This window comes from Pseudomonas azotoformans, assembly GCF_001579805.1.
GTDB classification, from domain to species: Bacteria; Pseudomonadota; Gammaproteobacteria; order Pseudomonadales; family Pseudomonadaceae; genus Aquipseudomonas; species Aquipseudomonas azotoformans_A.
In genome coordinates, this window is record NZ_CP014546.1 from 4,383,497 (window position 1) to 4,406,704 (window position 23,208).

At 59.1% G+C, this 23,208-nt stretch carries 19 protein-coding genes and 1 pseudogene; 7 read left to right on the forward strand and 13 right to left on the reverse strand.

The window, feature by feature from the left end; all coding sequences use genetic code 11:
- Positions 1-34: 34 nt before the first annotated feature.
- Together AYR47_RS20285 and AYR47_RS32710 are read right to left on the reverse strand one after the other, a co-directional pair.
- Entirely contained in the window at positions 35-1,792 is a 1,758-nt protein-coding gene (locus tag AYR47_RS20285) for a phosphoethanolamine transferase CptA (RefSeq protein ID WP_033897458.1), read from the reverse strand.
- Positions 1,793-1,952: 160 nt separating this feature from the next.
- Entirely contained in the window at positions 1,953-2,117 is a 165-nt protein-coding gene (locus AYR47_RS32710) for a DUF6026 family protein (RefSeq protein WP_167351260.1), read from the reverse strand.
- A 284-nt stretch (positions 2,118-2,401) separates the two neighbouring features.
- Here AYR47_RS32710 and gnd point away from each other — a divergent pair, with 284 nt between their 5' ends.
- From gnd to AYR47_RS20300, 3 genes are read left to right on the forward strand one after another with little or no spacing between them, the layout of a single operon-like run.
- Positions 2,402-3,385 (forward strand): phosphogluconate dehydrogenase (NAD(+)-dependent, decarboxylating), encoded by a 984-nt coding sequence (gnd, locus tag AYR47_RS20290; protein ID WP_033897459.1) that lies wholly within the window; start codon positions 2,402-2,404, stop codon positions 3,383-3,385.
- Positions 3,382-4,905: a glucose-6-phosphate dehydrogenase gene (zwf, locus tag AYR47_RS20295; protein ID WP_061436513.1), complete on the forward strand. Its 1,524-nt coding sequence runs from the start codon at positions 3,382-3,384 to the stop codon at positions 4,903-4,905. Before gnd ends, zwf begins: the two co-directional genes overlap by 4 nt.
- Complete coding sequence (locus AYR47_RS20300; protein ID WP_061436514.1) at positions 4,902-5,726, forward strand: Cof-type HAD-IIB family hydrolase; 825 nt, start codon at positions 4,902-4,904, stop codon at positions 5,724-5,726. Before zwf ends, AYR47_RS20300 begins: the two co-directional genes overlap by 4 nt.
- Positions 5,727-5,792: 66 nt before the next feature.
- Here AYR47_RS20300 and AYR47_RS20305 read toward each other — a convergent pair whose 3' ends face one another.
- On the reverse strand, positions 5,793-6,053 hold the full coding sequence (locus tag AYR47_RS20305) for a hypothetical protein (protein ID WP_033897462.1): 261 nt from the start codon (positions 6,051-6,053) through the stop codon (positions 5,793-5,795).
- Between the two features lie 343 nt (positions 6,054-6,396).
- Between AYR47_RS20305 and AYR47_RS20310 the strand changes: the two genes are divergently transcribed.
- The gene (locus tag AYR47_RS20310; protein WP_016979412.1) at positions 6,397-7,722 is read left to right on the forward strand and encodes a sigma-54 dependent transcriptional regulator; all 1,326 of its coding nucleotides are present in this window, start codon (positions 6,397-6,399) and stop codon (positions 7,720-7,722) included.
- A gap of 64 nt (positions 7,723-7,786) precedes the next feature.
- Here AYR47_RS20310 and AYR47_RS20315 read toward each other — a convergent pair whose 3' ends face one another.
- From AYR47_RS20315 to AYR47_RS20345, 7 genes and pseudogenes are all read right to left on the reverse strand, one after another.
- Positions 7,787-9,094 (reverse strand): transporter, encoded by a 1,308-nt coding sequence (locus tag AYR47_RS20315; protein WP_061436516.1) that lies wholly within the window; start codon positions 9,092-9,094, stop codon positions 7,787-7,789.
- 49 nt (positions 9,095-9,143) lie between these two features.
- Positions 9,144-9,888, reverse strand: a pseudogene (locus tag AYR47_RS20320) (hypothetical protein).
- A 38-nt stretch (positions 9,889-9,926) separates the two neighbouring features.
- Positions 9,927-10,607, reverse strand: a complete 681-nt coding sequence (locus AYR47_RS20325; protein WP_033900357.1) for a C39 family peptidase — start codon at positions 10,605-10,607, stop codon at positions 9,927-9,929.
- Positions 10,608-10,668: 61 nt separating this feature from the next.
- On the reverse strand, positions 10,669-11,415 hold the full coding sequence (locus tag AYR47_RS20330; protein ID WP_033900359.1) for a hypothetical protein: 747 nt from the start codon (positions 11,413-11,415) through the stop codon (positions 10,669-10,671).
- A 67-nt stretch (positions 11,416-11,482) separates the two neighbouring features.
- Positions 11,483-12,034 carry a hypothetical protein gene (locus tag AYR47_RS20335; RefSeq protein ID WP_033900362.1) on the reverse strand — a complete coding sequence of 184 codons (552 nt, stop codon included), beginning with the start codon at positions 12,032-12,034 and terminating at the stop codon, positions 11,483-11,485.
- Positions 12,031-12,489, reverse strand: a complete 459-nt coding sequence (locus tag AYR47_RS20340) for a hypothetical protein (protein ID WP_033900364.1) — start codon at positions 12,487-12,489, stop codon at positions 12,031-12,033. The genes AYR47_RS20335 and AYR47_RS20340 overlap by 4 nt, the downstream gene beginning before the upstream one ends.
- Before the next feature lie 329 nt (positions 12,490-12,818).
- Positions 12,819-13,814, reverse strand: coding sequence for a FecR family protein (locus AYR47_RS20345; RefSeq protein WP_038845313.1), 996 nt, complete (start codon positions 13,812-13,814; stop codon positions 12,819-12,821).
- A 142-nt stretch (positions 13,815-13,956) separates the two neighbouring features.
- Here AYR47_RS20345 and AYR47_RS20350 point away from each other — a divergent pair, with 142 nt between their 5' ends.
- A complete protein-coding gene (locus AYR47_RS20350; RefSeq protein ID WP_033900369.1) occupies positions 13,957-14,226 on the forward strand; it encodes a PepSY domain-containing protein in 270 nt (89 codons plus the stop codon).
- 22 nt (positions 14,227-14,248) lie between these two features.
- Here AYR47_RS20350 and AYR47_RS20355 read toward each other — a convergent pair whose 3' ends face one another.
- Complete coding sequence (locus tag AYR47_RS20355) at positions 14,249-19,396, reverse strand: dermonecrotic toxin domain-containing protein (RefSeq protein WP_061436518.1); 5,148 nt, start codon at positions 19,394-19,396, stop codon at positions 14,249-14,251.
- A 194-nt stretch (positions 19,397-19,590) separates the two neighbouring features.
- Here AYR47_RS20355 and AYR47_RS20360 point away from each other — a divergent pair, with 194 nt between their 5' ends.
- Positions 19,591-20,628: an Ldh family oxidoreductase gene (locus AYR47_RS20360; protein ID WP_061436519.1), complete on the forward strand. Its 1,038-nt coding sequence runs from the start codon at positions 19,591-19,593 to the stop codon at positions 20,626-20,628.
- Positions 20,629-20,661: 33 nt separating this feature from the next.
- On the opposite strand, the gene AYR47_RS20365 is transcribed toward AYR47_RS20360, so the two are convergent.
- Positions 20,662-20,982 carry a DUF883 family protein gene (locus AYR47_RS20365; RefSeq protein WP_003217958.1) on the reverse strand — a complete coding sequence of 107 codons (321 nt, stop codon included), beginning with the start codon at positions 20,980-20,982 and terminating at the stop codon, positions 20,662-20,664.
- Between the two features lie 163 nt (positions 20,983-21,145).
- On the opposite strand from AYR47_RS20365, the gene AYR47_RS20370 reads away from it, so the two are divergent.
- Positions 21,146-21,400, forward strand: coding sequence for a hypothetical protein (locus tag AYR47_RS20370; protein ID WP_003190904.1), 255 nt, complete (start codon positions 21,146-21,148; stop codon positions 21,398-21,400).
- Here the strand turns inward: AYR47_RS20370 and AYR47_RS20375 are convergent.
- On the reverse strand, positions 21,393-22,286 hold the full coding sequence (locus AYR47_RS20375) for a LysR family transcriptional regulator (protein WP_061436521.1): 894 nt from the start codon (positions 22,284-22,286) through the stop codon (positions 21,393-21,395). The genes AYR47_RS20370 and AYR47_RS20375 overlap by 8 nt on opposite strands.
- Positions 22,287-23,208: the final 922 nt, after the last annotated feature.

Below are 23,208 nucleotides of genomic sequence, written 5' to 3' on the forward strand. Positions count from 1 at the left end.
TTAGGCTTAAACGAGAATGATTGTTATCTTTCTGTTACAGCGCCGGTTTTTCCTGAAGCACAACGTCGGTTGGATTGGCTTTTTTTGGCTTGATCAGGCTGAAGTCGATCAGTGGTTTCTGCTGACGCAGGTAGGGGTTGCCGATCATTTGTGGGCGGGCCGTGAAGCTGTCGCTCACCAGGCTTTTCGTGCGGTCCAGCTCTTTGAAGCTCAGCCCGGCAAGGTCTGCCCAGGTGTGAATCAACTGCGAACTGCTGTAGGGCCGCTGTAAATCACCGGCGAAGCTCCAGTCGTGGGTTTCCCGCCATTTTGGCGAGGCATACGCCATGAAGGGAATGGTGTACATCGGCGCCGTCGGCTTGGCTTCGTTACGCCCCAGGGTCGCGTGGCCCGCCGAGTCGAACACGTCTTCGCCGTGGTCCGACAGGTACAGCAGGAAGCCATTGGGGTCGGTCTTGGCGTAGTCCTTGATCAGGCTCGACACCACGAAGTCGTTATACAGCACCGCATTGTCGTAGCTGTTGTAAGTGGGCAGTTGATCGTCGGTCACGCCTGCCGGTACGCCCTGGCGGTCGGTGAATTTGTCGAAGGTCGGCGGGTAGCGGTATTGGTAGCTCATGTGGGTGCCCAGCAAGTGGACCACGATGAATTTACGTTCCGCAGGGTCCGCCAACGCCTTGGAAAACGGTGCCAGCACATCGCCGTCGTATTGACGGGCGTTCTGGTTGCGGTTGTTGTTCAGGTACACCTGTTCGTCGGCCTGTTCGGAAAAGGTCGTGAGCATGGTGTTGCGCTTGGTCATGGTCTGCTGGTTGGTGATCCAGTAGGTCTTGTAGCCTGCCTGTTTCATCACGCTGACAATCGACGGCGTCTTGAGGTACAGGTCCGGGTTTTCTTCGTCGGCGAAGGTCAGTACCTGTTGCAACGCCTCGATGGTGTAGGGGCGCGGGGTGATGACGTTGTCGAACACCGCCAGTTGGTCGCGCAGTTTGTCCAATTCCGGCGTGGTGTCGCGCGGGTAGCCGTAGAGGCTCATGCGCTGACGGTTGGTCGACTCACCGATGACCAGCACCAGGGTGGACGGCTGGCCGGCCATGGTGTCCTTCAGGTTGGTCAGCGGCGGAATCTGGCTGGCGCTGTCGAGCATGCCTTGCATGTTGTCCAACTGCTCGGTGTAGCGGCGGTAGGCGACGATCATCTGCCACGGCACGGCGGGCTCGATGCGCGATTCAAAGCGGTCGATGGCGTCGTCGAGGGTGTCGCTGCGGGCAATCTGCTTGACCAGCGGGTAACCCACGACGCCCACCAGGATGGCCGTCGCCGCTATCAGTGCCTGGCCGCGTGGCAGATAGACCGGTCGTACGCGTGTCCATAGGAAAATAGCCACGGCGGTGTGGGCAATGAACGCCAGTACGATCCACCAGGCGAAATACTGGGTTGCGTATTCGCCGGCTTCAGAGATGTTCGACTCGAACATGATGAAGATGACGCTTTGGGAAAATTCCTGCTGGTAGATGAAGAAATAACCCAGGCTGGCCATGGAACAGGCCCACAGCACCACACCGATCAAGGCGGCAAGCAAGCGCGTACGACGGGGGAATACCAGCAGCGGCGCCAGCCAGATCGCGCTCATGAAGAAGGCCTGGCGGAAACCACTGAAGCCGGAGGTGCCACTGAGCTGAATCAGCAGTTGGGTAATACCCGAGAAGTACCAGAAAAACACGAATAGCCAGCCAAGGCCGGCCCAATCAAAGCCTTTCGCAGACTTCGTGCTGCGTTCGAACATCGCCATCCAGCGCTCCAACCCGATAATTTTTCAGTCGACACGCAGGGCTGCGCGCAACAGAGGCCACCCTTGCATGGGGTGGCCCTTCGGGCGGGAGTATCGGGAGAGGCGTGTGAAAACTTTGTGAGATTTTCGTAGGCGTAATCTTACAAAGCGATGACAGGGCTTAGCACAGCAGTGGCTGGGCGCCGGAAGGCTGGTCCAACTGGGCTTGGATGATGTGCGAGCGCAGGCGCAAGACTTCTTGCTGCAACTGTTCGCGTTCGTCTTTCAGCTGTCGCAACTCGTCGCGTCGAATGGTGACGTAGAGGGTCTGTGGCGGACGATTCATCTGTGCAGTGCTCATTGCTTACCTCGCAAATAGCCGGTGTGTCGCGGTGTGCCAGAACGCTTGAGTCGAGGTTCTCGGCAGCAGTCAGGACAATTCTGAATTCTTTTTTCGGGCAATGGAACTTTTTTATTTTTGATGGTCATGTGACTTTTTGTGTCGTGATGGTGAAATGGTGGCAGCTTTTTTCCATGAAACTACATCGATATCCGCCTGACTAACCCTCATTGGCCTCATTGCGCTATAAACTATGCACACATTTTTTTAGTAGTTAGGAGCATCAGCACATGCAACTGGGGATTATCGGACTAGGCCGCATGGGCGGGAATATTGCACGGCGCCTGATGCTCAATGGGCATACCACCGTTGTTTACGACCGTAACGAAGCCTTTGTAAAAGGCCTGAGCGAAGAGGGCGCCACCGGCGTTGCCGACCTCAAGGCACTGGTGGCCGGGCTGCAAAAGCCACGCACCGTTTGGGTGATGCTGCCTGCCGGCGCACCCACTGAAGACACCATCAATGAATTGAGCACGCTGTTGGAAGACGGTGACGCAATCATCGACGGCGGCAACACCAACTATAAGGACGACGTCCGCCGCGCCAAGGCGCTGGCGGAAAAAGGCCTGCACTATGTTGACGTCGGCACCTCCGGCGGCGTCTGGGGCCTGGAACGTGGCTACTGCATGATGATCGGTGGCGACGCCGAGACCGTGCAACGCCTCGATCCGATCTTCAACAGCCTGGCCCCAGGCCTCGGCAATATCCCGCGCACCAAAGACCGCAAAGACAGCGCTGACCCGCGCGCCGAGCAGGGCTACATCCATGCCGGCCCTGCGGGCTCCGGGCACTTCGTCAAGATGATCCACAACGGCATCGAGTACGGAATGATGCAGGCGTTTGCCGAAGGCTTTGACATCCTCAAGACCAAGAACTCGGAAAACCTGCCGGAAGACCAGCGCTTCGACCTGAACGTGGCTGACATCGCTGAAGTCTGGCGCCGTGGCAGCGTGGTCTCGTCCTGGCTGCTGGACCTGACCGCCGACGCCCTGGCCACCGACCCGAAACTCGACGGTTACTCCGGCTCCGTGGCCGACAGTGGCGAAGGCCGCTGGACCATCGAAGCCGCCATGGAACAAGCCGTGCCGGTGCCGGTGCTGTCCACTTCGTTGTTCGCACGTTTCCGTTCGCGTCAGCAGAGCACTTACGGTGACAAAATGCTGTCTGCCATGCGCTTCGGCTTTGGCGGCCACGTGGAGACTTCCAAAAAATGACCGCCAACGGCAAGAAACCCAAGGCCGAACCTGCTCCGCCCACCACACTGTTTCTGTTTGGTGCCCATGGTGATCTTGTCAAGCGCCTGCTCATGCCGGCGCTGTACAACCTCAGCCGCGATGGGCTGCTGGGCGATGGCCTGCGCATCGTTGGCGTTGATCACAACGCCATCAGCGACGCCGATTTCGCCAAGAAACTTGAAGACTTCATTCGCACCGAAGCGGCGAGCAAGGTCAGGGGTAATGGCGAAAACGCCCTGGACCCTGAGCTGTGGGCGCAACTGGCCAAGGGCATCAGCTACGTCGAGGGTGATTTCCTCGACGACAGCACCTACGCCGACATCGGCAAGAAGATCGCTGACAGCGGCACCGGCAACGCGGTGTTCTACCTGGCCACCGCACCGCGCTTCTTCAGTGACGTGGTGCAGCGCCTGGGCAGTGCCGGCTTGCTGACGGAAACTGACGACAGCTTCCGTCGCGTGGTGATCGAGAAGCCCTTCGGCTCCGACCTGGCCACCGCCGAAGCACTGAACGCCAGCCTGCTCAAAGTGATGAGCGAGAAGCAGATCTATCGCATCGACCATTACCTGGGCAAGGAAACGGTGCAGAACATCCTGATCAGCCGCTTCTCCAACGTGCTGTTCGAAGCGTTCTGGAACAACCATTACATCGACCACGTGCAAATCACCGCTGCCGAAACCGTCGGCGTTGAAACCCGTGGCAACTTCTTCGAGAAGACCGGCACCCTGCGCGACATGGTGCCCAACCACCTCTTCCAGTTGCTGGCGATGGTGGCCATGGAACCGCCCGCGGCCTTTGGCGCTGACGCCGTGCGCGGTGAAAAAGCCAAGGTGATCGGTGCGGTACGTCCTTGGTCCTTGGAAGATGCTCGGGCCAACTCGGTACGCGGTCAGTACACCGCCGGAGAGATTGGCGGCAAACAACTGCCGGGTTACCGCGAAGAAGCCAACGTTGCCCCGGATAGCAGCACCGAGACGTTTGTCGCCCTCAAGGTGATGATCGACAACTGGCGTTGGGTCGGCGTGCCGTTTTACCTGCGCACCGGCAAGCGCATGAGTGTGCGTGACACCGAGATCGTCATCTGCTTCAAGCCTGCGCCGTACGCGCAGTTCCGTGATACCGAGGTGGATGAGCTAAAGCCCACCTACCTGAAAATCCAGATCCAGCCCAATGAAGGCATGTGGTTCGACCTGCTGGCGAAAAAGCCTGGGCCGACCCTGGACATGGCCAATATCCAGCTGGGTTTTGCCTATAAGGACTTCTTCGAAATGCAGCCGTCGACCGGGTACGAAACCCTGATCTACGACTGCATGACCGGCGACCAGACCTTGTTCCAGCGCGCGGACAACATCGAGAACGGCTGGCGTGCGGTGCAGCCATTCCTCGATGCGTGGAAGGAAGACGACGGGATCCAGGCCTACAAGGCCGGTGAAGATGGCCCGGCCGCCGCCGATGCACTGCTGGCCCGTGATGGTCGCACCTGGCATAGCCTCGGATGAGTGATGCCGCGATCCATCCCATCCGTTTTATCCTGAGTGACGTGGACGGCACCTTGCTGCATCCCGATCACCGTCTCAGCCAACGCACCGCCGATGCGGTGCGGGCCTTGCGTGACAGCGGGGTGTTTTTCAGCCTGGCCAGCGGGCGTCCGCCCAAGGCCATGCTGCACCTGATCGAAACCTTCGGCATCGATGTGCCGGTGGCTGGTTTTAATGGCGGCACGTTGATCAACCCGGATGGCAGCATCCTGGTTGCCCATCATCTGCCGGCGGAGGCGGCGCTGGTGACCCTGGCGCTGTTCTCGGCGGAGCCGGATGTGGAAGTCTGGGTGTTTGCCGATGGCGACTGGCTGCGCCGCGACCCGCCAGGGCCGATGGTGCAGCGCGAGGCCGATGGCCTGGGCTACGGGCCGATTGTGGTAGAGAGTTTTGAGCCTTACCTGGACCGAGTGGATAAAATCGTCGCGGCCAGCAACAACACGCAATTGCTGGTGGAACTGGAGGCGCAGTTGCAGCCCAAGGTGCAAGGGTTGGCTCAGGTGTCGCGTTCACAGCCGGTGTACCTGGATGTGACGGCGATGCTGGCTAACAAGGGCGAGGCCTTGAAAACGCTGGCTGCACACCTTGGCGTCCCGATGGAACAGACGGCAGCTATAGGTGATGGCGGCAATGATCCGGCAATGTTTCACGTGGCCGGCTTGTCGATTGCCATGGGCCAGGCTGAAGAAACCGTCAAGCGCCAGGCCAGCGTTGTAACCGGTAGTAATATCGAGGACGGTGCCGCAGAGGCCATTGAACGGTTTATTCTGGCCGCTCAATAAGCGTCATACGCTCTAACACTGAACTTGCGCTTATCTAAACCGATAAGCGCAAGTTGCCGTGTTGGATTACTTCGGCATTGCCCAGGATTGCAACTGGTAGCCACTTTTATCGAGCTCGGCGCGGGCCTGCAACAGCAGGTCTTCCAGTTGTGCCGGGTCGGTATAAGCGCTCGAAGACAGTTGTTTGCTGCCGATACGGTTGTTGGTGCGGTCGATGACGCTCAGGCTGAGGGCGCCATTGCCGTCATGCCAGGCCACGCACTGAAAGGGCTGGAAGGCACGGTCTGCGATCAAAAGAGCTTCGTTGATGCGGAGCGGGGCGTTCATGTGGGGTTCTCTCTCATTGCCCATTCAAGTGAGTGCCGGCGGTTGGGCTGACCGTGCGGCGGGTTACTTGTACTGATGCACGATGGCGGGGTACGGGTCACATGTTAGAGCAACTATTTTCAACTTTTAGTGATTAACGTCATGTAAGCGGCTGTTTTGAAAGCTGAATGAAAGTTTCGCTGACGTGTAATTTTTTTTGCGTAAAGACGCGCAAGGGGCTTTTTGCCGGGGCTTATAGCGAAACGGTACAAGGTCAGCGTCAAGACCTTGCTAGTGTTAGCGCCAGGCGTCACAAACCGTTGTTTCTAAATAACTTTAACAATTTTGACGCCAAGGAATAGTCATGGTTGTTACACCTGTGCAGCGTCGCTTGCTCGTGGTCGACCCCTGTGACGACTGCCATGGGCTATTGCCCGGTTTGCGCACCGCCGGGTGGGAAGTGGACAGCTGTACCCTGGAGGCCGTGGGCGACCGGTCCTGCGATGTCGGCCTGCTGCGCCTGCAGCCCTATCACCTGGAGCGTCCGGAAGCGGTCAAGGAGCTGATCGGCCGCAGCGGCACCGAGTGGATCGCCGTACTCAGTCAAGACGTGTTGCGCCTGCAGAACGTCGGTGACTTCGTTTGTGAGTGGTTTTTCGATTTCCATACCTTGCCGTTCGATGTGGCCCGCGTGCAGGTTACGCTAGGGCGTGCCTTTGGCATGGCACGTCTGCGCGGCAAGGGCCATATGCCAGTGGACGAACCTGAGCATGAGTTGCTGGGTGACAGTCGACCGATCCGCGAACTGCGCAAGTTATTGTCCAAGCTTGCACCCACCGAATCTCCGGTGCTGATCCGTGGCGACAGCGGCACCGGTAAAGAGCTGGTGGCCAAGACCCTGCATCGCCAGTCCCAGCGCCACGCCAAGCCGTTTGTGGCGATCAACTGCGGGGCGATTCCTGAACATTTGATCCAATCCGAATTGTTCGGTCATGAGAAGGGCGCGTTTACCGGCGCCCATCAGCGCAAGGTCGGGCGTATCGAAGCGGCCAACGGTGGCACGTTGTTCCTCGATGAAATCGGTGATTTACCGATGGAGTTGCAGGCCAACCTGCTGCGGTTTCTGCAGGAAAAACAGATTGAGCGCGTCGGCGGCAGCCAGCCGATTCCCGTAGATGTGCGGGTATTGGCGGCTACTCACGTCGACCTGGAGGCAGCGGTAGAGAAGGGCACCTTTCGCGAAGATCTGTACTACCGCCTCAATGTCCTGCAAGTGGTCACGGCGCCGTTGCGTGATCGCCATGGCGACGTCGCGATGCTGGCCAATCACTTTTCACGGTTCTACAGCCAGGAGACCGGCCGCCGCCCGCGCAGCTTCAGCGACGATGCGCTGGTGGCAATGGGTGAACACGCCTGGCCGGGTAACGTCCGCGAGCTGGCCAACCGAGTCCGGCGCGGCCTGGTACTGGCCGAAGGGCGCCAGATCGAAGCCGTTGATCTGGGATTACACGGCCAACAGGCAATTTCGCCGCCTATGGCTACACTGGAAGACTATAAGCACCGCGCCGAACGTCAGGCGCTGTGCGACGTGCTCAACCGGCACAGCGATAACCTGAGTGTGGCGGCCCGTGTACTGGGGGTTTCCCGACCCACGTTCTACCGGTTGCTGCACAAACACCAGATCCGCTAGGGCGGGTAAACCGAAAAGCCCCGCAACGACCCTTATCGTTGCGGGGCTTTTCCTTGTGTGAGGGTTAGAAGTAGTAGGGGAATTTCAGGCTGAACGTAAAGTCCGGCGCATCATCTGTCATCCCGATCGCCAGGTTCGGCACGATCGTCAGGTTATCCGATGCTGCAATCGTCATGCCCACGTTAAAGTAACCGGCATTGGCATCACTGGACACCACCGACTGCCAGTCCCCGCCATTGGGCTTGAGCTTGCTTTTACGCTGGATCAGGTCGGACACCGAGAACGACATACTCATCTTCTCGTTCAGTGCAAAGGCAACACCGACACCCAGTTGAAAGCTGTCGCCCAGGCTGACCTTACCGCCGACTTTCTGGTTGACGTCACTGCTGATGTCATCAAACGACTCTTCGAAGTTGTGGGTGTAGGAGAACGAGCCAAACAGCACGGCCGGGTCGAACGTCTTGACCAGCGAGATTCCCGGCGTGATCGACCAGACACCGTTACCGGTCGGCAGGTTTTCCGGTACATACAGGTTGTCGTTGGCGGTTGAGCGTACCAACTTGATGCCGAACGGTTCCTTACCGGTAGGCGCCTTGACGCGCAGCGACACCACCGCATCCGGCAGGGTGGGGGTTTCATCCAGGAATTTGTACGCCACGCCGAAGTTGACGTCGCCGATGGTCGGGTCGCGGCTCACCGACTCTTCCGAGGTGGCATTGGCATTGTTGCCCGCACCGCCGGACTGGTAGGTCGATTCGCGGTACACCACCGGCACGTTTACATCGAACTGCCAGCGGTTATCGAGGTTGTAGCGACCGGTCAGGTCCAGCGTCCAGTTATCCGCCTTGATCCTGTCCAGGTTGATATTACCGAGGAAGATCGAGTCCAGTGCCAGGAAACCGTTGAGCGTGAGCTGGCGTGCATCGTAGCGCGCGTAGGTAATACCGGTTTCAAAGCTGAACTTGCCGTTGCCGAAGAAACCGCTGGCTTCGTTGTAGAGGTTGCTCACGCTTTGCGCGGGTGCCGAGTCGTCCTTGAGCGACTGCCCATAAGAACTGCCACCGCCACCGGCCCCGCCGGATGCGGCCGCAGCGCCTGTGCCTGCCACGGTCGCGCCGCCACTGGCTTTCTGGAAGTCTGCCGGGGATTTGGCCAAGCGTTTGGGCGCGGGCGTCGCCGGTTGGTCCTCGACTTGGCGAACCCGTTGTTCCAGTACCGCCAAGGCTTTTTGCTGCACTTCGTACCGCTGCTTGAGTTCCAGAAGTTCCTGTTTGAGGGTCTCGATATCGGCGTCTGGCGCGGCATACAACAGGGATGCGGGCAAGAGCGTACTTAAACAGACCACCGCACGTAGCGATAACGATCGATGCATGAAATAAGCCGTCCTTTTCTAATGCGTAAGTGTCGAGGGTCAGCGTAGTTCAATAACCGAGAGTGCGTAGGCCTTTGAGTTGATCCAGATTACAGTTCAGCGCCGGGTTGTTCAGGCCGTTGTTCATCACCACATTCAGCTGGGTCATGTTGGAGACGAAGTTTCTATCGCCGGTCAACACGGTGCCTTGCAGCACTTGGCCGCCGCCAATTTGCTGGAGGCTATTGCCTTGGTTGTGGTTGCCCTGGATCGCCATCTGCAAGCCGCCATTGTTGGCCGACACACTCACACGACCTGCCGCGCTGTCCCCGGTGACGGTGCCGCCGGCGACCAGTACCTGGCCGGATTGCACGATGTTGGACGGGGCGAAGCCGTTCTCGGTGACGTTGATCCCGACATTGTTGTACGCGGTGTTGCCGTCGCCGGCTGCGCGCACGCTTTGGGTCACACCTGTGCCGGTGCCCAGGCCCGGCGCCGCCGCTGACGTTACCGGTGCCCGCATTCGGATTGGTGCCCGTACCGGTAGAGCCCGTGGTCTGTACGTAGAATTGTGGCGTGATGGTGGAGGAATCGACTTGCATGCTGGCCTTGCCAGTAATGGTGTCGCCCACGGCATTGGTCCAGGTGCTGCTAATGACAATACCGAAACTGACAATCCGCCCCGGCATCACATAACGACCGCGCAGCTCGGCCATTTCCGAGTCCTTGAGTTCGATCGGTTTGAACCCCGACGAAGCATAAGCGGGCATTGAGGCTGCCAGACACAAGACCGTCAGCCAACGGGAAGTGTTCATCTTCTGCTCCTGGAGCGTCCTGCCCCTTATTGCGCTTCTTAGAAGAAGTCGCTCTGGATGAAACCGAAGTCCATCAGCTCGGCATCGCCTACGGGCCTGAACTCATTCAACTGGTTCTTGGCGGTCAGTGGCGTGGGCGGGTCGAGCAGGGCGTTGGCCTTGTCGTAACCTTCACCCAGCACGGCGAATACAATGCCATTCCAACCTTTGACGAAGTCATCGTGTGAATAGCGCTTGTGGCCCAGCACCGGGTCGCCGATATAGACCCAGTCCTTGTCCGCGCGCTGCAACACCACGAAGTGCTTGTAGCCCCGGATTTCCAGCAACACCACCACAGGGATCTTCACGGTCGCCAGGGTGTCTGGCCCGATTTTGTAGCCCCGGGCACGCATGCCGATGCTTTCGAGGTAGCGCTTCATGTCCAGCATGGAGAAACCCTGGGTACGTACCAGGTCCTGGTCTGCATTGACCAGCATGCCTTTGATGATGTGGTCTTCGTCTACGTCGAGCCAATAGCCCTGGCGCAGGATGGTGGCGAGTGCCGCAGCACCACAGCTGAAATCGGTTTTCTGTTCCACCAGGTTGGCGAATTTGCGTTCACGGATACTCTCGACCTTCTTGTAGATAACTGCACCGCCAGGCATGGCGGAGATCGCCATGGTGCCTGCCCAGGTCGGGCCGGTGAGCAACATCAGGAGGGTGAGGGTCGCGAGGCGCATGATCGAATGACCTGTTGGACACTGGAATAAAAAAGGGCCTTGTTGCCAAGGCCCCGTTGGATCAGAAGCGCACGCCGCTGCTGCAGACGCTGCAACCTTGGCCTACAGACAGGCTGTTGCTGCCTTGGTTGCCCGAGCCGGACAGTACGTTCACCCCAACGTTACCGCTGTTGGAGTTGACCGAGTTGTCCAGGCTGGCGTTGTTGGACACGTATTGAGGCTTGCCGCCATGGCCATAGCCGTGGCTGGTAGCGGCAGTGTTGAGGTAGCTGTTGTTGAGCGAATTTTGCTCGGTGTTGGCGGCAGCGGCGATGTTTTTGCCGTCAGCGGTAGTGATAGCCAGGTTGTTTTTACCTTGGTTTCCTTGACCGGACAGGCCGTTGTAGCCCACGTTGCCGGAGTTACGGTTGACGGAGTTATCCAGCGAAGCGTTGTTTTGGGTACCTTTGTTGACAAAGTTGTTGTGCTGGCTGCTTTGATCAACATCGATCACTGCAAACACTGTCGCGAAGTCGCCTTTGGCGCTGGAGATAGCGCCGGCGTTGTCGGCCTGGTTGCCGGAACCGGACAGCACGTTGACGCCAGTGTTACCGCTGTTGCCGGTTACCGAACCATCCGCAGAAGCGTTGTTCTCGGTTTTGGTGTCATCGAACTTATTGTGTTCGCTTTTTTGCACATCCGTCACAACAGCGGCGACAGTACCTGTTGGTTGAGGCGCAGGGTGCCAGCCACCACCTGCTTGAGCAGCAGCAGCCATGAGTGCGGCGAGAGCGAAAACCATTGGTTTCAGAGCCATTTGAGGTTTCATGGTGTTTCTCCTTGCTTCTAATTAGTTGGTTAAGTGTTGGTACGGTCTAACTCGTGCTACCAAGCCGTTACTTGATAGTGATGCCCAGGGTGTTAGCCACTCGGTTCCCCACCCCGGCACTCTGGTTCACCTGAATCACTCCTCGGCTGCCGGTGAAGGCCTGGTCGCTTGTCACGACCTGGCGGCTGCCAGTGGTGGGGGTGAGCCCTGAGTCGGTTGCCAGCGTCGTCGTGTTCTGTTGCAACAGGACGCTGTCGTCGATGCTTTGCGGGCCAGGGTTGACGCTGATCCGCACCGCATTGACTAATTGGTTATTGGCCCCGGCGGACTGGTTGATGCCCAACATGCCGTTGCCATTGCTGAAAGAAGTGCCCTCGATCGCCGCTTTGGCGTTCAGGGAAGGGTCGACCTTGCCGTCCATTCTCTGGATATTGCTGGTGGTCGCCTGACCACCCAGCGCGACGGCGCGGTTGTTGGCGGTTTGCTGCTGGTTGCCTGCGGCCTGGTTGATCATCAGGTTGCCGCGGTAGTCTTTACCGCTGTTATTGATCACGGCGGTGTTGTCGGCCATGGCCGAAGCGCTGGTGAGCAGGGCCAGAAGGAGCAGAGAACGGTTCATTGTTTGCCCCCCATCATGCTGCCGATGTTGTTCAACGGCGCCAGGCCACGCTGGATCGAATCGCTGATCTGCCCCCCCATGCTGCCACTGCCCCCGGAGCGACTGGCGGCTGCGCCGGCGCCCAAGGTGGACATGCTGTTTTGGGTGGCACTCAAGCCGGAGAGGTTGCCGTTAGGCTGGATGGCACGGGTGATGCTCAAGCCGCTGCTGACGGCGCCGAAGTCTCGGTCACTCAGTTCGCCCGAAAGGGCGCCGAGGATTTCCCGGCTTGGATTGGCATTGGCGGTCTGGGGGTAAGGATCTGGACCAAAGGAAGACCGACCGTACATGTGTCCCTGTACGTCGCGCCCGGTGACGATCACGCCGTCACCCGCATGGCTCGGAACCACGATGCTGGCGCTGAGTACACAGCTGATCAGCAGTACGTTCATCGAACCTTGAGTGAGTGTATTCACGGCGGCATTCCTTATTCTTCGCGCTGACCCTAAACAGCGCTGTAAGGGATAGAGCAGAAGCCGTGCCGCTTTTTATTTTGCGTGGTTATTCAAGGGGTTGAAGATATTGATGGGCAAAGTGATAGCAGCGCTGTTTCAGGAATGAAACAACGCCCCGGCCATTCACAGCTACCCAGCCACTGCGCAAACGCTTCACTCGGTTGTATCAGCGCTGTAACACTGCCCATGGCAAAACGATGAATCCGCTGTGCACGGGCGGTTCAGGGCAAGGGCGTGTTAAAAAAACGGACACTTCAGGCATGACAAAGCCCACAACGGTGGGCAGCGGTTCAGCCTTTGGGCGTTTTACGCGGGATGGCGTTGAGTACGGGGTTGCCGTCCTGGTTCTGGGTCAGGTAGACCGGCAAAACCTTGGGCAGGGAGGCAATGAGGTGGTTGACCTCACTGATGTTGTAGATGCCACCGATGCGGATCGCGCCGGTGTTGGCGTCGGCCAGCATCACCGGTTTGGTGAGGTAGCGGTTGATCAGCGGCAACGCATCGGCCAGCGCCAGGTTGTCGAGGATCAGCTTGCCCTGGCGCCAGGCCAGGGCGGTGTCATCAGGGCTGATCGTCCGCACGCGGGGCGTGGCATCACCTTGTTGGTAACTGGCCTGCATGCCGGGCGTCAGAGGCACACTGCCGTGGACCTGGTCGCTGGCAATCTGCACTGAGCCTTCCAGCAACATCACCCGTACCTGGTCTTCGTATTTCCAGACGTTGAACTGGGTGCCCGTCACCCGAACCTGGCCTGCGCCAGCGTGCACGATAAAGGGATGGGCACTGTCATGGCTGACTTTGAAAAACGCTTCGCCCTTTTTCAGCGTGACCCGACGCTGGTCCTTGTAGTTGCTGTAGACCAACTCGGTGCCCAGGTTAAGTTCCACCTGGCTGCCATCACCCAGGGTGACCAGGCGCAAACCGTTGGCAGCCTCGAAGCGCTCGTAGGAACTGGGCAGCCAACCGGCTTCCCACCCCGTAAAGGCTGCCAGGGGCAGGGCGACCAGGCAGATCGCCGCCGCCACGGCGTAGGTGCGCACGCGACTGCGGGGTTTGAGCGGCACCACCACCGGCGTGGGTTCGTGGCGGGGGAGGTGGTCGGCAACGTCCCAGATCTCCAGCATCGCCGCGTATTCAAAGGCATGCAGCGGGTGGGAGTCATGCCACTGTTCAAAAGCCTGACGCTCGCTCGTCGTGCAATCGCCCGCGTGCAGGCGCATGCACCAATGCGCGGCGGCGTCGGTGATGGCGTCATATTCGGCTTCTGAAAGGGACTTTTCGCTCATTAACTCATCCTGATTTCGCACATTCTAACCTCCCAGGGTGGACGGCGAGAACAGCCATCATGGCGATTGCACATCAATTGGAACTTATTCTCGTTTGGGAATACCTAAAAGATTCAGGACATTCCCACAATGGAGAACGAAAATGCTGAAGAAAACCTTAATCGCCCTGTGTGCAACTTCCGCACTGCTCAGTGCCGGTGCCGCCCTGGCCGATAAACCGGGGGCAGGCTGGATCACCATCGAGAAGGCGATTGAAGTCGCCAAGACCAAGGCCGGTTACGTTGAGGTGTATGCCGCCGAGGCCGATGACAATGGCTATTGGGAAGTCAAAGGGCGCAAGTCCGACGGCACGGTATATGAGGCGCGTATCGATGGTGCGTCGGGCAACATCCTGCGTGATCAGAAGGACTGAAGCGCTCTGCCGGGGTGCTGCCTCAGCGCCCCGGAAACAGCTCTCGCCCCAAGTGGGTGATCAGGCACGTCACCGAGTCTGCATTGGCCAGGATAATGTCAATGCGACGGTCTGCATCGCTCATGAATATTGCCCGGGCATCATCCAGCGTCCTGGCTCCCGTGAGGTGCAGTACTTTGTCACGCACTTTGGTCGAGCCTGTATTGCCTAAGTCTTCCCAACGTTGTGAAAGATCGTTCCAGGTCTTGAACAGCATGGTTGCTGGCGTCAACACAGAAAGCGCAGTGCTTTGCAGATTCGACAGCGCCGTGTACTTGCGCAGGCCTTCCGCCGTTCCACGATTGATCAGGTCCAGGAACGGACGCATCGAGTCCATGTAGGCGATGTCTTCGGTGGCTGACACCAGGTGGCTCATTTCGTGAATCAAGGTGGCCGCCCGTGCATGGTCGTGGATGTCGAATGGCGTGTTCAGGTGACCCAAGTAGGAGTCCATCGTCGTTTCGAAGAAGAGGTCCAGCAAATAGATCCTTTGCTGGGCATCTTCCGGTATCACGAAGGCAAAAGTCTCGTCAGGAGCCCAGCGGGCTGAGCCGACAACGAAGCGCTCTGAATCAAATGTGAGCAGGCTTTGCTGGGTCAAGCCGTCGAGGATTTCCCTGACGCGGGTTTGTATCTTGCTCACCTGCGCGGGATTGAAGTTGAGCACGCCGAACATTTCGGTCAGAAAACGCCCTACGCGGGAATTGGGATCGCGCCGGATCGCGAACAACGTCAGGTTGTCCTGGCAGGTGAAGGTGTAGAACAGCGCCACGTTGAGCGCACGGTGGATGATCAGTGCCTTGTCCATGTCCAGTGCGCGGATGGCTGGCAACCCCTGCGCCTCGATGTTGATGGAGTCGCGCTCCGTGAGGCGGGTGACGTATCGCCCTCGGTAACGCGAAAGGGTCGGCCCGAAGCGCGGCTCACGCTCGGAGAGGTCCAGAACCCACTGGCCCCGCGCGTTACGCTCGACAAAAGGCCCTAATTCCGACGCCAGGCTCACGCGCCAGTGCTCACCGCGTTGTTCTATCGGGTAAACCCGGCCGGCTACGGGGACGTAGGTGCGGTTGTTGACCGGTTGGGTATAAACCCCGCGCTCTTCGTCCAGGCGCAAATCAGCCAACGCCACCGTCATGTTTTCAAAACGTCGCAGCCGGGTACGCATCGGGTCTGTCACATCCAAGGTGCTCACCGTCATAGCCGGTGCGGGTCCTGTTTGCGGCAGGTCGGTGGGCGCTGTGGGCGGGTCTGTAGGCAGCCACTCGTCGAGTTGCTTGCGCAGCGATGCCAGCGTCGCCAGACCCTGGATGAACTTGCGCAGGCCTGCGCCAAAGCGCTGTTGCTGCAAGTCTTCAGCGGACGCTTCGAACAGCTTGAAGCTGCGCCATACCACCATCGGGTATTTGAGCTTGCCCGCGATAAATTGCAACGCCATGGGAATGCCGTTACGCAACAGGCTGGTGATGCCGTCCCATTGGTCCTTGCCTTCCCGTTCGAACTGGCAGGTGAGCATTTTCAGCAGCAGCAGCGTGTTGTCGTGGAACAGCCGCGGCAAGATATTGCCCCGGATCGGGTTCGACGCGAGGCGAATGTCCGAACCCGGACGCTGGGTGGGCCGCAGCAGGTTGCGGTAGGTCGCCTGCGCGGGTTCGTCCAATTGGCGGATGATCCATTCCTGCAGCGGACCGGGACGGTTGATCTCCCTGCGCAACTCCTCTTCGCTTGCATATTCCTTGAGCACACGCAGCGGGCTGTAGGGCGCGTAAAGCACCAGCGGGCCAGAGGCCTTGGCCTGCGGGCCGATAAGGTACACACCGGTTACCTTGACCGCCTGCGCGCCCTCTGTCGCCACCAGTTCCAGCGGGCGAATCATCGCACTGGCGCCGCTGACCTGTTCCCGCGCCACCGCGTCCGGCATGTCGATGACCTGCTGGATAAACCCCCACGCCGCCTCACTCAGGCGCTCTTCGAGCTTCTCTTCATGGGCGTGGCGCAGCAATTGCCAGGGCAGTTGCCGGCTAAACAGCTCGCGGCGCTGGCGCGCGTCGTCGGTGTCAGCTGCCAAGTGCGTGGTGAGCAGGGTGTTATAGGTCGACGCGATATCCAGTTGTCGCACCAGTTGCACCACCGCCGCCCCGTCGAACGTGGTCGGCAACGGAGTAGCGCCACGGGCGCGTGGGTGAAGATTGTTGGCGTGCAGGTCGGGCAAATGGCGCAGGGCAAAGTCCGTCAGGCTCTGGGTGTGTCCGTTAAGGACGATGCGCGCCGGTATCAGTACATCGTCGGGGTTCAGCTCCAGTCCGGGGTAGCGTGCGTCGAGCAGGGTGCGCAGGCGACTGGCGACGTGTTCGCGCAGCGGCGGCAGGCTGTGCAGGTAGTCGCGCTCATCCAGCGTGCTCAGGCGGTACTGTTCAAGCAGTTCAGCGTGCAGCAACTGTTCCTGGGGCATGGCCATCCCCAGCCAGACGGGCAAGGCCTGTTGCTGAATCATCGCCTGGGCGATGCTCGCCGCCCGGTCCAGATTCGACAGCGAGGCTTGCTGCATCTCGTTGTCCAGACAGTCTTGACGCTGTTTGGGGGCCAGCGGCGCGGCCAGCCAAAACTCTATGTCGTCCACCCCGTGCTCGACGTAGCTCTGTTGGCGGTCGTTGAGCAAATGTTCGTCAATACGCTGCAGCGGCCCCAGGCCAAACGTGGTGTGCGGCTTTCGCTGGCGCAGCGGCAAGTTATGCAAGAGCGCCAGGCGCTTGTCAGGCTGGGTCAGGCGTTGTTCCAGCTGCTTGCGCAGCGCGTTGACCGACTCGAAGGGTTCGTGGCCGTGTTGGGGGGTCCATAGCAACGCTTGGCCGGAGTGGTTGGGGTCAATGCCGCCGCGCTCGGTGAGCACGAAGCAGTTGGCCAGCGGCAGCAGTTGCTCGCCCAGGGTGAGTGTGAGGCCGTAGGCGTCCGGTAGAAACCCATTGAGTCCGTGGCGTTTCAAACGGGTCATGCTGTCGGGGCGCAGGACGGTGTCCAGGATCGCATGCTGCTGGGGCGACAGCGTCTTGTTCAGCAAGCGCAGTTCAGTCTCGCTGCGCAGGCCGAGCAGCAGGGCACTGCCCAATGTTTCGCGGTGATCCTCCAGGAATTGGCGAGGAAGCTCGCGCACGTCGTGGTGGGTGAGGCCTACCATGGAGAAAGCGACCATGGCGTTGACCGTCGAGCTGCTCAAGCTGTTCCAGCGCAGGGCGGCGCCGTCTCGACGGGTGGCATAGAAACCCATGTCCGGTGTGTCGCCCAAAGGGCTCGCGACCTGAGCCAGGTGTTCGATCAGAAAATCCACCAGCATCACCGAGCGCACCGGCACGCGCTCTTCGCGTTGTTCCGCCTGGGTGGCATAGGTGTTGATGTAGATATCAGAGGCATCCATATCCAGCTGGTACTTGTGCAACTCGGTATTCAGTGCGCGTCGGGCCAGGCCGCGCAGGGTCGGATGCTGGCGACGTTGCGCGGCAGATGCCGCCTGCGCCGCTTGCAGCGTTTGCAACTGCAGTTTGGCACGTTCGGCCTGCACGGTTGAGGGCCTGCCATTGCCGCTGCTGATCGGGTGCAGGCTCCAGCGGCCCGCGGTGTCGAGTGACAGCAGGCGACTGTCGAGCATATGGCGCACGTCCAGGGCGCAGTCGAGCAGGGCTGCCAGGTCTACCGCGCCATTACTGCGTCGATACAAGCCGAGGGCATGCTCCAGATTGCTCAGCTGCTTGGCGGCGATATCCTCGACCAGCCCACCGAACACACTGCCGGCGACCGGCAAACCGCTGACCTGCACCGCATCCATTGCGATATATGCACTGCGCTCTTCCAAGGATAGAAAGCTCAACAGCTCATCCTCATGCCCGGCCGCCTTGAGCATGCTCAACAAGGTATCGTTAAGGTCGGCAAGGTCTTCAAGCACCTGTAGCCCGCGTGATTGGGTGTAGAGATAGGCATGCTTGCCCCCGATCAACAAGGTCGAGGCCAGTTCCACGTAGTGCTGGTACGGCGCGTGAATACTGACCTTCTCGATATGCAACGAGGGGTGCCAAGCGCTGCGCGCGGCCTGGTCAGGCAGGAAGAGCGCTAGCAGGTGTTGGTTTTCCTCTGCTGACACGATGGCGTACTGGTGCTTGAACAGCAGGTCGGCGCGGAATTTGTCACGCATCGCCTGGGTAAACAGCTCCAGGCGCGAGTAGCCGCTGTCGATGTCTTCGTTCCACCAGGTTTGCAACAGGCTGCCCAGCAATTTTGTGAGGACGCCGGCGGTTTGTTGCACCAGGCTTTCCCAATGTTGCAGGTCTTCAGCGTGGCGGGTGTCGCTGAAGTCGTGGGTGATATGGCGTGGGTTGGAGAAGGTGCGCGTCTGTGCGGTCGGCCAATCCTGCTTGAGATAGTACTGCAACAACACGTCACTCAGCGCAGTGGAATTGATCCAGCGCGGAGACTGCTCGGGGTGTTCTGCGTCGGCGGCGATAAAACTGTTGACCCGCGTGTCCCGTTGATCGAGGCCTGGGAAATAGGAACGCGCCATGATGGCAAGCAGGGTATCGAGCAGCCAGGCCAGGCTGGGCGTTTTACGCAACTCTGCAAGCACGGCTTGCAGGTTGAGCTTCTGGCTGGCCTCGATAGTGTTCTCCTGGTCTTCGAATACCGCGCCGGGTATGAATGCAGTGCCCAGCGTAAAGGCAGTGCCGGGGGCAAAGTCTTTGCGTTGTTTTATGGATAAAAAATGAATTAAATCAACGCGATGGTCTTCGCTATTCAAGCGGTTTATTAGCTCGTCAATGACGGCCTCGCGATCATCGAACACTTCGATTCCGCCATAAGGCGTGTAGAGCAACGCCTTGCTTTCATCAGGGCTGGAGCTCATCAGGAAAGTGCCGGCCAACGGGATGGAGACTTTGGGTGTGAGCTTGAGGATGAATTTCTCCACCGCCATCGGGTGGTCGCGCAAGGCTTCGTCCTGGCGAGCTTGATCGGTGGCGTAGTACAGCGTGTTGAGCCAGTCCAGGTCCTTCAGTGTCAGGCCGAGCGCTCGCTCGCGTTCAGTCGGTTGTTTTCTGCGCGCCGGTCGGTGGAACTCCGGGAAAAAATACGGTGGGTTTACGTGGGTCATCCATTGCTCTCCTTCAAGGCCGCTGTAGTGAGGGCAGGGTAGGCGGGACGACGGCGCAGTCGGCGGTAGATAACTGCGGCAAAAACGACCTGACCGGCACGCGACGATTGACAGCAGGCGCGGGGCGCGTTGTTTAATCACAGGCTTGAGTTACCCGTCTTGTTGCCCCTTCCAATCATAATTCGGAGCTTCAGATGTCTACGCCGTCCAAGGTCGTTGAAGGTTCCAGTGTCTCCCTAGGCTTCAGTGCGCTGGTGGCGTTGCTGCAGCAGGTGTTCGAACGCCATGGCACTTCACCTGAAGTGGCCGCGATCCTCGCCAGCAACTGCGCCAGCGCCGAGCGCGATGGCGCCCACAGCCATGGCATTTTTCGTATTCCTGGTTATATCAGCACCCTGGCCAGTGGCTGGGTGAATGGCCGCGCGGTGCCTCAGGTCACGGATGTGGCGAGTGGGTTTGTGCGGGTGGATGCCGGCAACGGCTTCGCCCAGCCGGCCCTGGAGGCTGCCAGGCCTTTACTGGTGGAAAAAGCCCGCAGTGCCGGAATTGCCTTGCTGGCCATTCACAATTCCCATCACTTTGCGGCCCTGTGGCCGGATGTCGAACCCTTTGCCGAACAAGGCTTGGTGGCCCTGAGCGTGGTCAACAGCATGACCTGCGTGGTGCCCCACGGTGCCGACCGCCCGCTGTTCGGCACCAACCCCATTGCCTTCGCCGCGCCGCGCGCCGATGGCTTGCCGATTGTGTTCGACCTAGCCACCAGTGCCATCGCCCATGGCGATGTGCAGATTGCCGCGCGCAAAGGCGAGCGTTTGCCGCCGGGCATGGGTGTCGACGGGCTGGGCCAGCCGACCCAGGACCCCAAGGCCATCCTTGAAGGCGGCGCGTTGTTACCGTTTGGCGGGCACAAGGGCTCCGCTCTGTCCATGATGGTCGAACTGCTGGCCGCGGCGTTGACCGGTGGCAACTTCTCGTTTGAGTTCAACTGGTCCGATCACCCTGGCGCACGCACGCCGTGGACCGGCCAACTGTTGATCGTGATCGACCCCAGCAAGACCGCCGGGCAAAGCTTTGCCGAGCGCAGCCAGGAACTGGTGCGACAGATGCATGCGGCGGGGCTGCGGCGCTTGCCGGGGGATCGGCGGCACCGTACGCGGGCTAAGTCAGAGCAGGAAGGGATCTTGATGGACGCGCAGGAGTTGCAAAACCTGCGCGCCTTGGCGGCGGGCTGAAAAGGGCTGCGCCAGTGGCGCAGCCCTGTTGACTCAGTTACGACGGCCCAACAGCAGGCCGACCACCAGGCCAAAGCCTGCGGAGATGGCAACGGTCTGCCACGGGTGACCACCGATGTAGGTTTCGGTGGCATCCACCACCGGTTTGCTGCGCTCGCGCACGTTGGACACCGAGTCCAGGGCCTGTTTGAGCTTGATGGCGACCTGTTCGCGCAGGGTCTCGCCTTCTTCGCCTACCAGGGATGCGCTGCTTTTGAGCAGTTTGTCCGACTCTTCGATCAACGCCGTCAGTTCACTGAAGGCTTGATCCTTGATTTGATCTTCGACGGCTTGGGCGGCAGATTTGCGGGCCATTGTGTGACTCCTTGCAGGTGAATGTGACAGTGAACAATGGAGTGTCGGGCGACGGCAAAAGTTGCAGTTTTTTTGCCGTTGCCCGGTCTTGAGCAAAATCCGAATCAGGAAATTTCGACCTACAGTGTAAGATGTCGCCTATTTGTGCAGCAGGTAAATCAACATGAGCTTCAATCTCGCCAACAAGACCCTCGCCGAACGCGCCGAGCTGGAAGATGAAAAGTCCCGGCTCTACGACCTGTGGCAAACCAACCTGGGCAAGGCCAAGGGCGAGGCGGCACGTCTGTTCGGTGAACGCGCCAAGCGCAAAGGCAAGTGGGCCGAGTGGGTGCGTGCGGAGCTGGACGGCATGTCGCCGCCGGAGTTTTCCAACATGGTGCGCAGCGAAGTCAACAAGTTGATGGCGGCCGCTAAGTAAAGCTCGCGACAATCGCTTCACGCACTTTCAGCAGCAGCGGATCAAGCTGTGCCTGGGTGCGCCAGCCCAACTCCACCGGGTAACGCGGCAGGGCCAGTGGGCAAGCCAGTACCCGCAAGCCGGTCATCGCGCCGATGGCCTCGGCGGCGTGACCGGGAATGGTCGCCACCGCCTGGCTGCCCTTGAGCAGAAAAGGCAGCGCAGCAAAGTGGCTGGTGGACGCACACACCTGGCGGCTCAGCCCTTGCGCCGCCAAACCCTCGTCAGTGATCCCGATAAACCCGCCGGACGACACCAGCACATGCTCGCGTGCGACGAACTCGTCCAGGCTGATGCTGGCCTGGTCCGAATCCATGAGGCAACGGTAGTCGCCTTCTCCCAGCACGTGGCGGCTCAGTCTGCCGTGGGCAAAACCACCGGCGGTGATCGCCAGGTCCAGGGTGCGGTCGAGCAGGGCGCCTGCGACGATCTGGCTGTGGGTCTGACGGAAGATCACCCGCAGCTTCGGTGCCCGTCGTGCAATTTCTTCGATGAGACGGCGCCCGTAGGCAATCTCGAAATCATCCGACAGCCCCAGCACTACGGAGCGCCCCTGATAGTGCTGATTGTTCGGGTCGACCATGGCCAGGCTCTGCCGACAGCGATCCAGTGCCTCACTGATCAGCGGTTTCAATTGGTTGGCCCGCAAGGTCGGCGCCAGTCCACGCCCGGTGCGCACGAACAATTGATCGCCATACACCTCGCGCAAGCGCCGCAAGCCTGCGCTGATGGCCGATTGCGTCACGCCCAGGCGCAAGGCCGCGCGGCTGGCGCTGGACTCGTCATGCAGGGCCTCGAAGGTTTTGAGCAGGTTGAGATCGACCTGGGCGATATTGATATGGCTCATATCATTCAGCACTGAAGTGGGCTTTATTCACGTGCACCGACAGAATTAATGGACTGCACCTCCTGGACTTTCTGAGAAAAACTAAGAGTTAAGGATATAGATAAGAAGTTTTTATTTGTTTTTGCCTTAAAGTATCAGGTTTTTATGTTTTTTGAGTCTATGAAAGTCCGTAAGGGGTTGTGGTGAGCGACAGAGTTTCTGGACTTTTAGTCAAGTTGATAGAATTGTTGGACTTTGCGTAGTTCTTCAAGAGTGGCCGCTAAATTCCCCGAAAAAATCCAAGTCTGTGTCGTTTTTAGGACGTAAATTCTGGACTTTAAGACGTTAGAGCGGAATACATGAACTTTTAGTCGTCCAATATGAACCGCATGTAGTCAGTGTCAGTCGCTCAAATTATTGATTCTGATATTGTTTTCAGTTAATAGGGGGCGCACTTAATCGTCTGATAGTTTTTGATCATAGGTATGCGTTGGTTCTTATGGAATAATCTATTATCAATATCGTAGCGTTATAGGTAACGTGATTGCCACTACATAAGGGTGTTCCCAGAATATCTAAGAGGAAACAGCACTCCTTATTTTCTGAAGAATTCGACATTGAATTCGCAATGGAGATAAGGTGTGCCTGTTGCTTTTATTTTTGGTCATCTGGGTCATTCATGTAGACATTTCCCCGCCGGAGGCCACGCTGCTTCCGCTGTCTCTTGCGTACTTTCGGGTTCAAAACCGCCGTTCCTCATCATGTCTTTCACTTGTTGGCAAAGGCGTGATGGCTCGTGGCTGTGTGCCTACCGGACCAGACGACCTTGGTTCGCTGCGCTGTGGCCAGTTAGGGCGTACATCATCGAATTGATCTATGACCCTCCGTTAGCAGCAAGTGTGAATCAACTGCGCTCATTGATTTCTCGTCAAATGACCTCGGC

Bases quoted from the DNA above. Each gene is read 5' to 3' on its own strand.
- AYR47_RS20285 (WP_033897458.1), bottom strand. From the start codon at position 1,792: ATGGCGATGTTCGAACGCAGCACGAAGTCTGCGAAAGGCTTTGATTGG.
- AYR47_RS32710 (WP_167351260.1), bottom strand. From the start codon at position 2,117: ATGAATCGTCCGCCACAGACCCTCTACGTCACCATTCGACGCGACGAG.
- gnd (WP_033897459.1), top strand. From the start codon at position 2,402: ATGCAACTGGGGATTATCGGACTAGGCCGCATGGGCGGGAATATTGCA.
- zwf (WP_061436513.1), top strand. From the start codon at position 3,382: ATGACCGCCAACGGCAAGAAACCCAAGGCCGAACCTGCTCCGCCCACC.
- AYR47_RS20300 (WP_061436514.1), top strand. From the start codon at position 4,902: ATGAGTGATGCCGCGATCCATCCCATCCGTTTTATCCTGAGTGACGTG.
- AYR47_RS20305 (WP_033897462.1), bottom strand. From the start codon at position 6,053: ATGAACGCCCCGCTCCGCATCAACGAAGCTCTTTTGATCGCAGACCGT.
- AYR47_RS20310 (WP_016979412.1), top strand. From the start codon at position 6,397: ATGGTTGTTACACCTGTGCAGCGTCGCTTGCTCGTGGTCGACCCCTGT.
- AYR47_RS20315 (WP_061436516.1), bottom strand. From the start codon at position 9,094: ATGCATCGATCGTTATCGCTACGTGCGGTGGTCTGTTTAAGTACGCTC.
- AYR47_RS20325 (WP_033900357.1), bottom strand. From the start codon at position 10,607: ATGCGCCTCGCGACCCTCACCCTCCTGATGTTGCTCACCGGCCCGACC.
- AYR47_RS20330 (WP_033900359.1), bottom strand. From the start codon at position 11,415: ATGAAACCTCAAATGGCTCTGAAACCAATGGTTTTCGCTCTCGCCGCA.
- AYR47_RS20335 (WP_033900362.1), bottom strand. From the start codon at position 12,034: ATGAACCGTTCTCTGCTCCTTCTGGCCCTGCTCACCAGCGCTTCGGCC.
- AYR47_RS20345 (WP_038845313.1), bottom strand. From the start codon at position 13,814: ATGAGCGAAAAGTCCCTTTCAGAAGCCGAATATGACGCCATCACCGAC.
- AYR47_RS20350 (WP_033900369.1), top strand. From the start codon at position 13,957: ATGCTGAAGAAAACCTTAATCGCCCTGTGTGCAACTTCCGCACTGCTC.
- AYR47_RS20355 (WP_061436518.1), bottom strand. From the start codon at position 19,396: ATGACCCACGTAAACCCACCGTATTTTTTCCCGGAGTTCCACCGACCG.
- AYR47_RS20360 (WP_061436519.1), top strand. From the start codon at position 19,591: ATGTCTACGCCGTCCAAGGTCGTTGAAGGTTCCAGTGTCTCCCTAGGC.
- AYR47_RS20365 (WP_003217958.1), bottom strand. From the start codon at position 20,982: ATGGCCCGCAAATCTGCCGCCCAAGCCGTCGAAGATCAAATCAAGGAT.
- AYR47_RS20370 (WP_003190904.1), top strand. From the start codon at position 21,146: ATGAGCTTCAATCTCGCCAACAAGACCCTCGCCGAACGCGCCGAGCTG.
- AYR47_RS20375 (WP_061436521.1), bottom strand. From the start codon at position 22,286: ATGAGCCATATCAATATCGCCCAGGTCGATCTCAACCTGCTCAAAACC.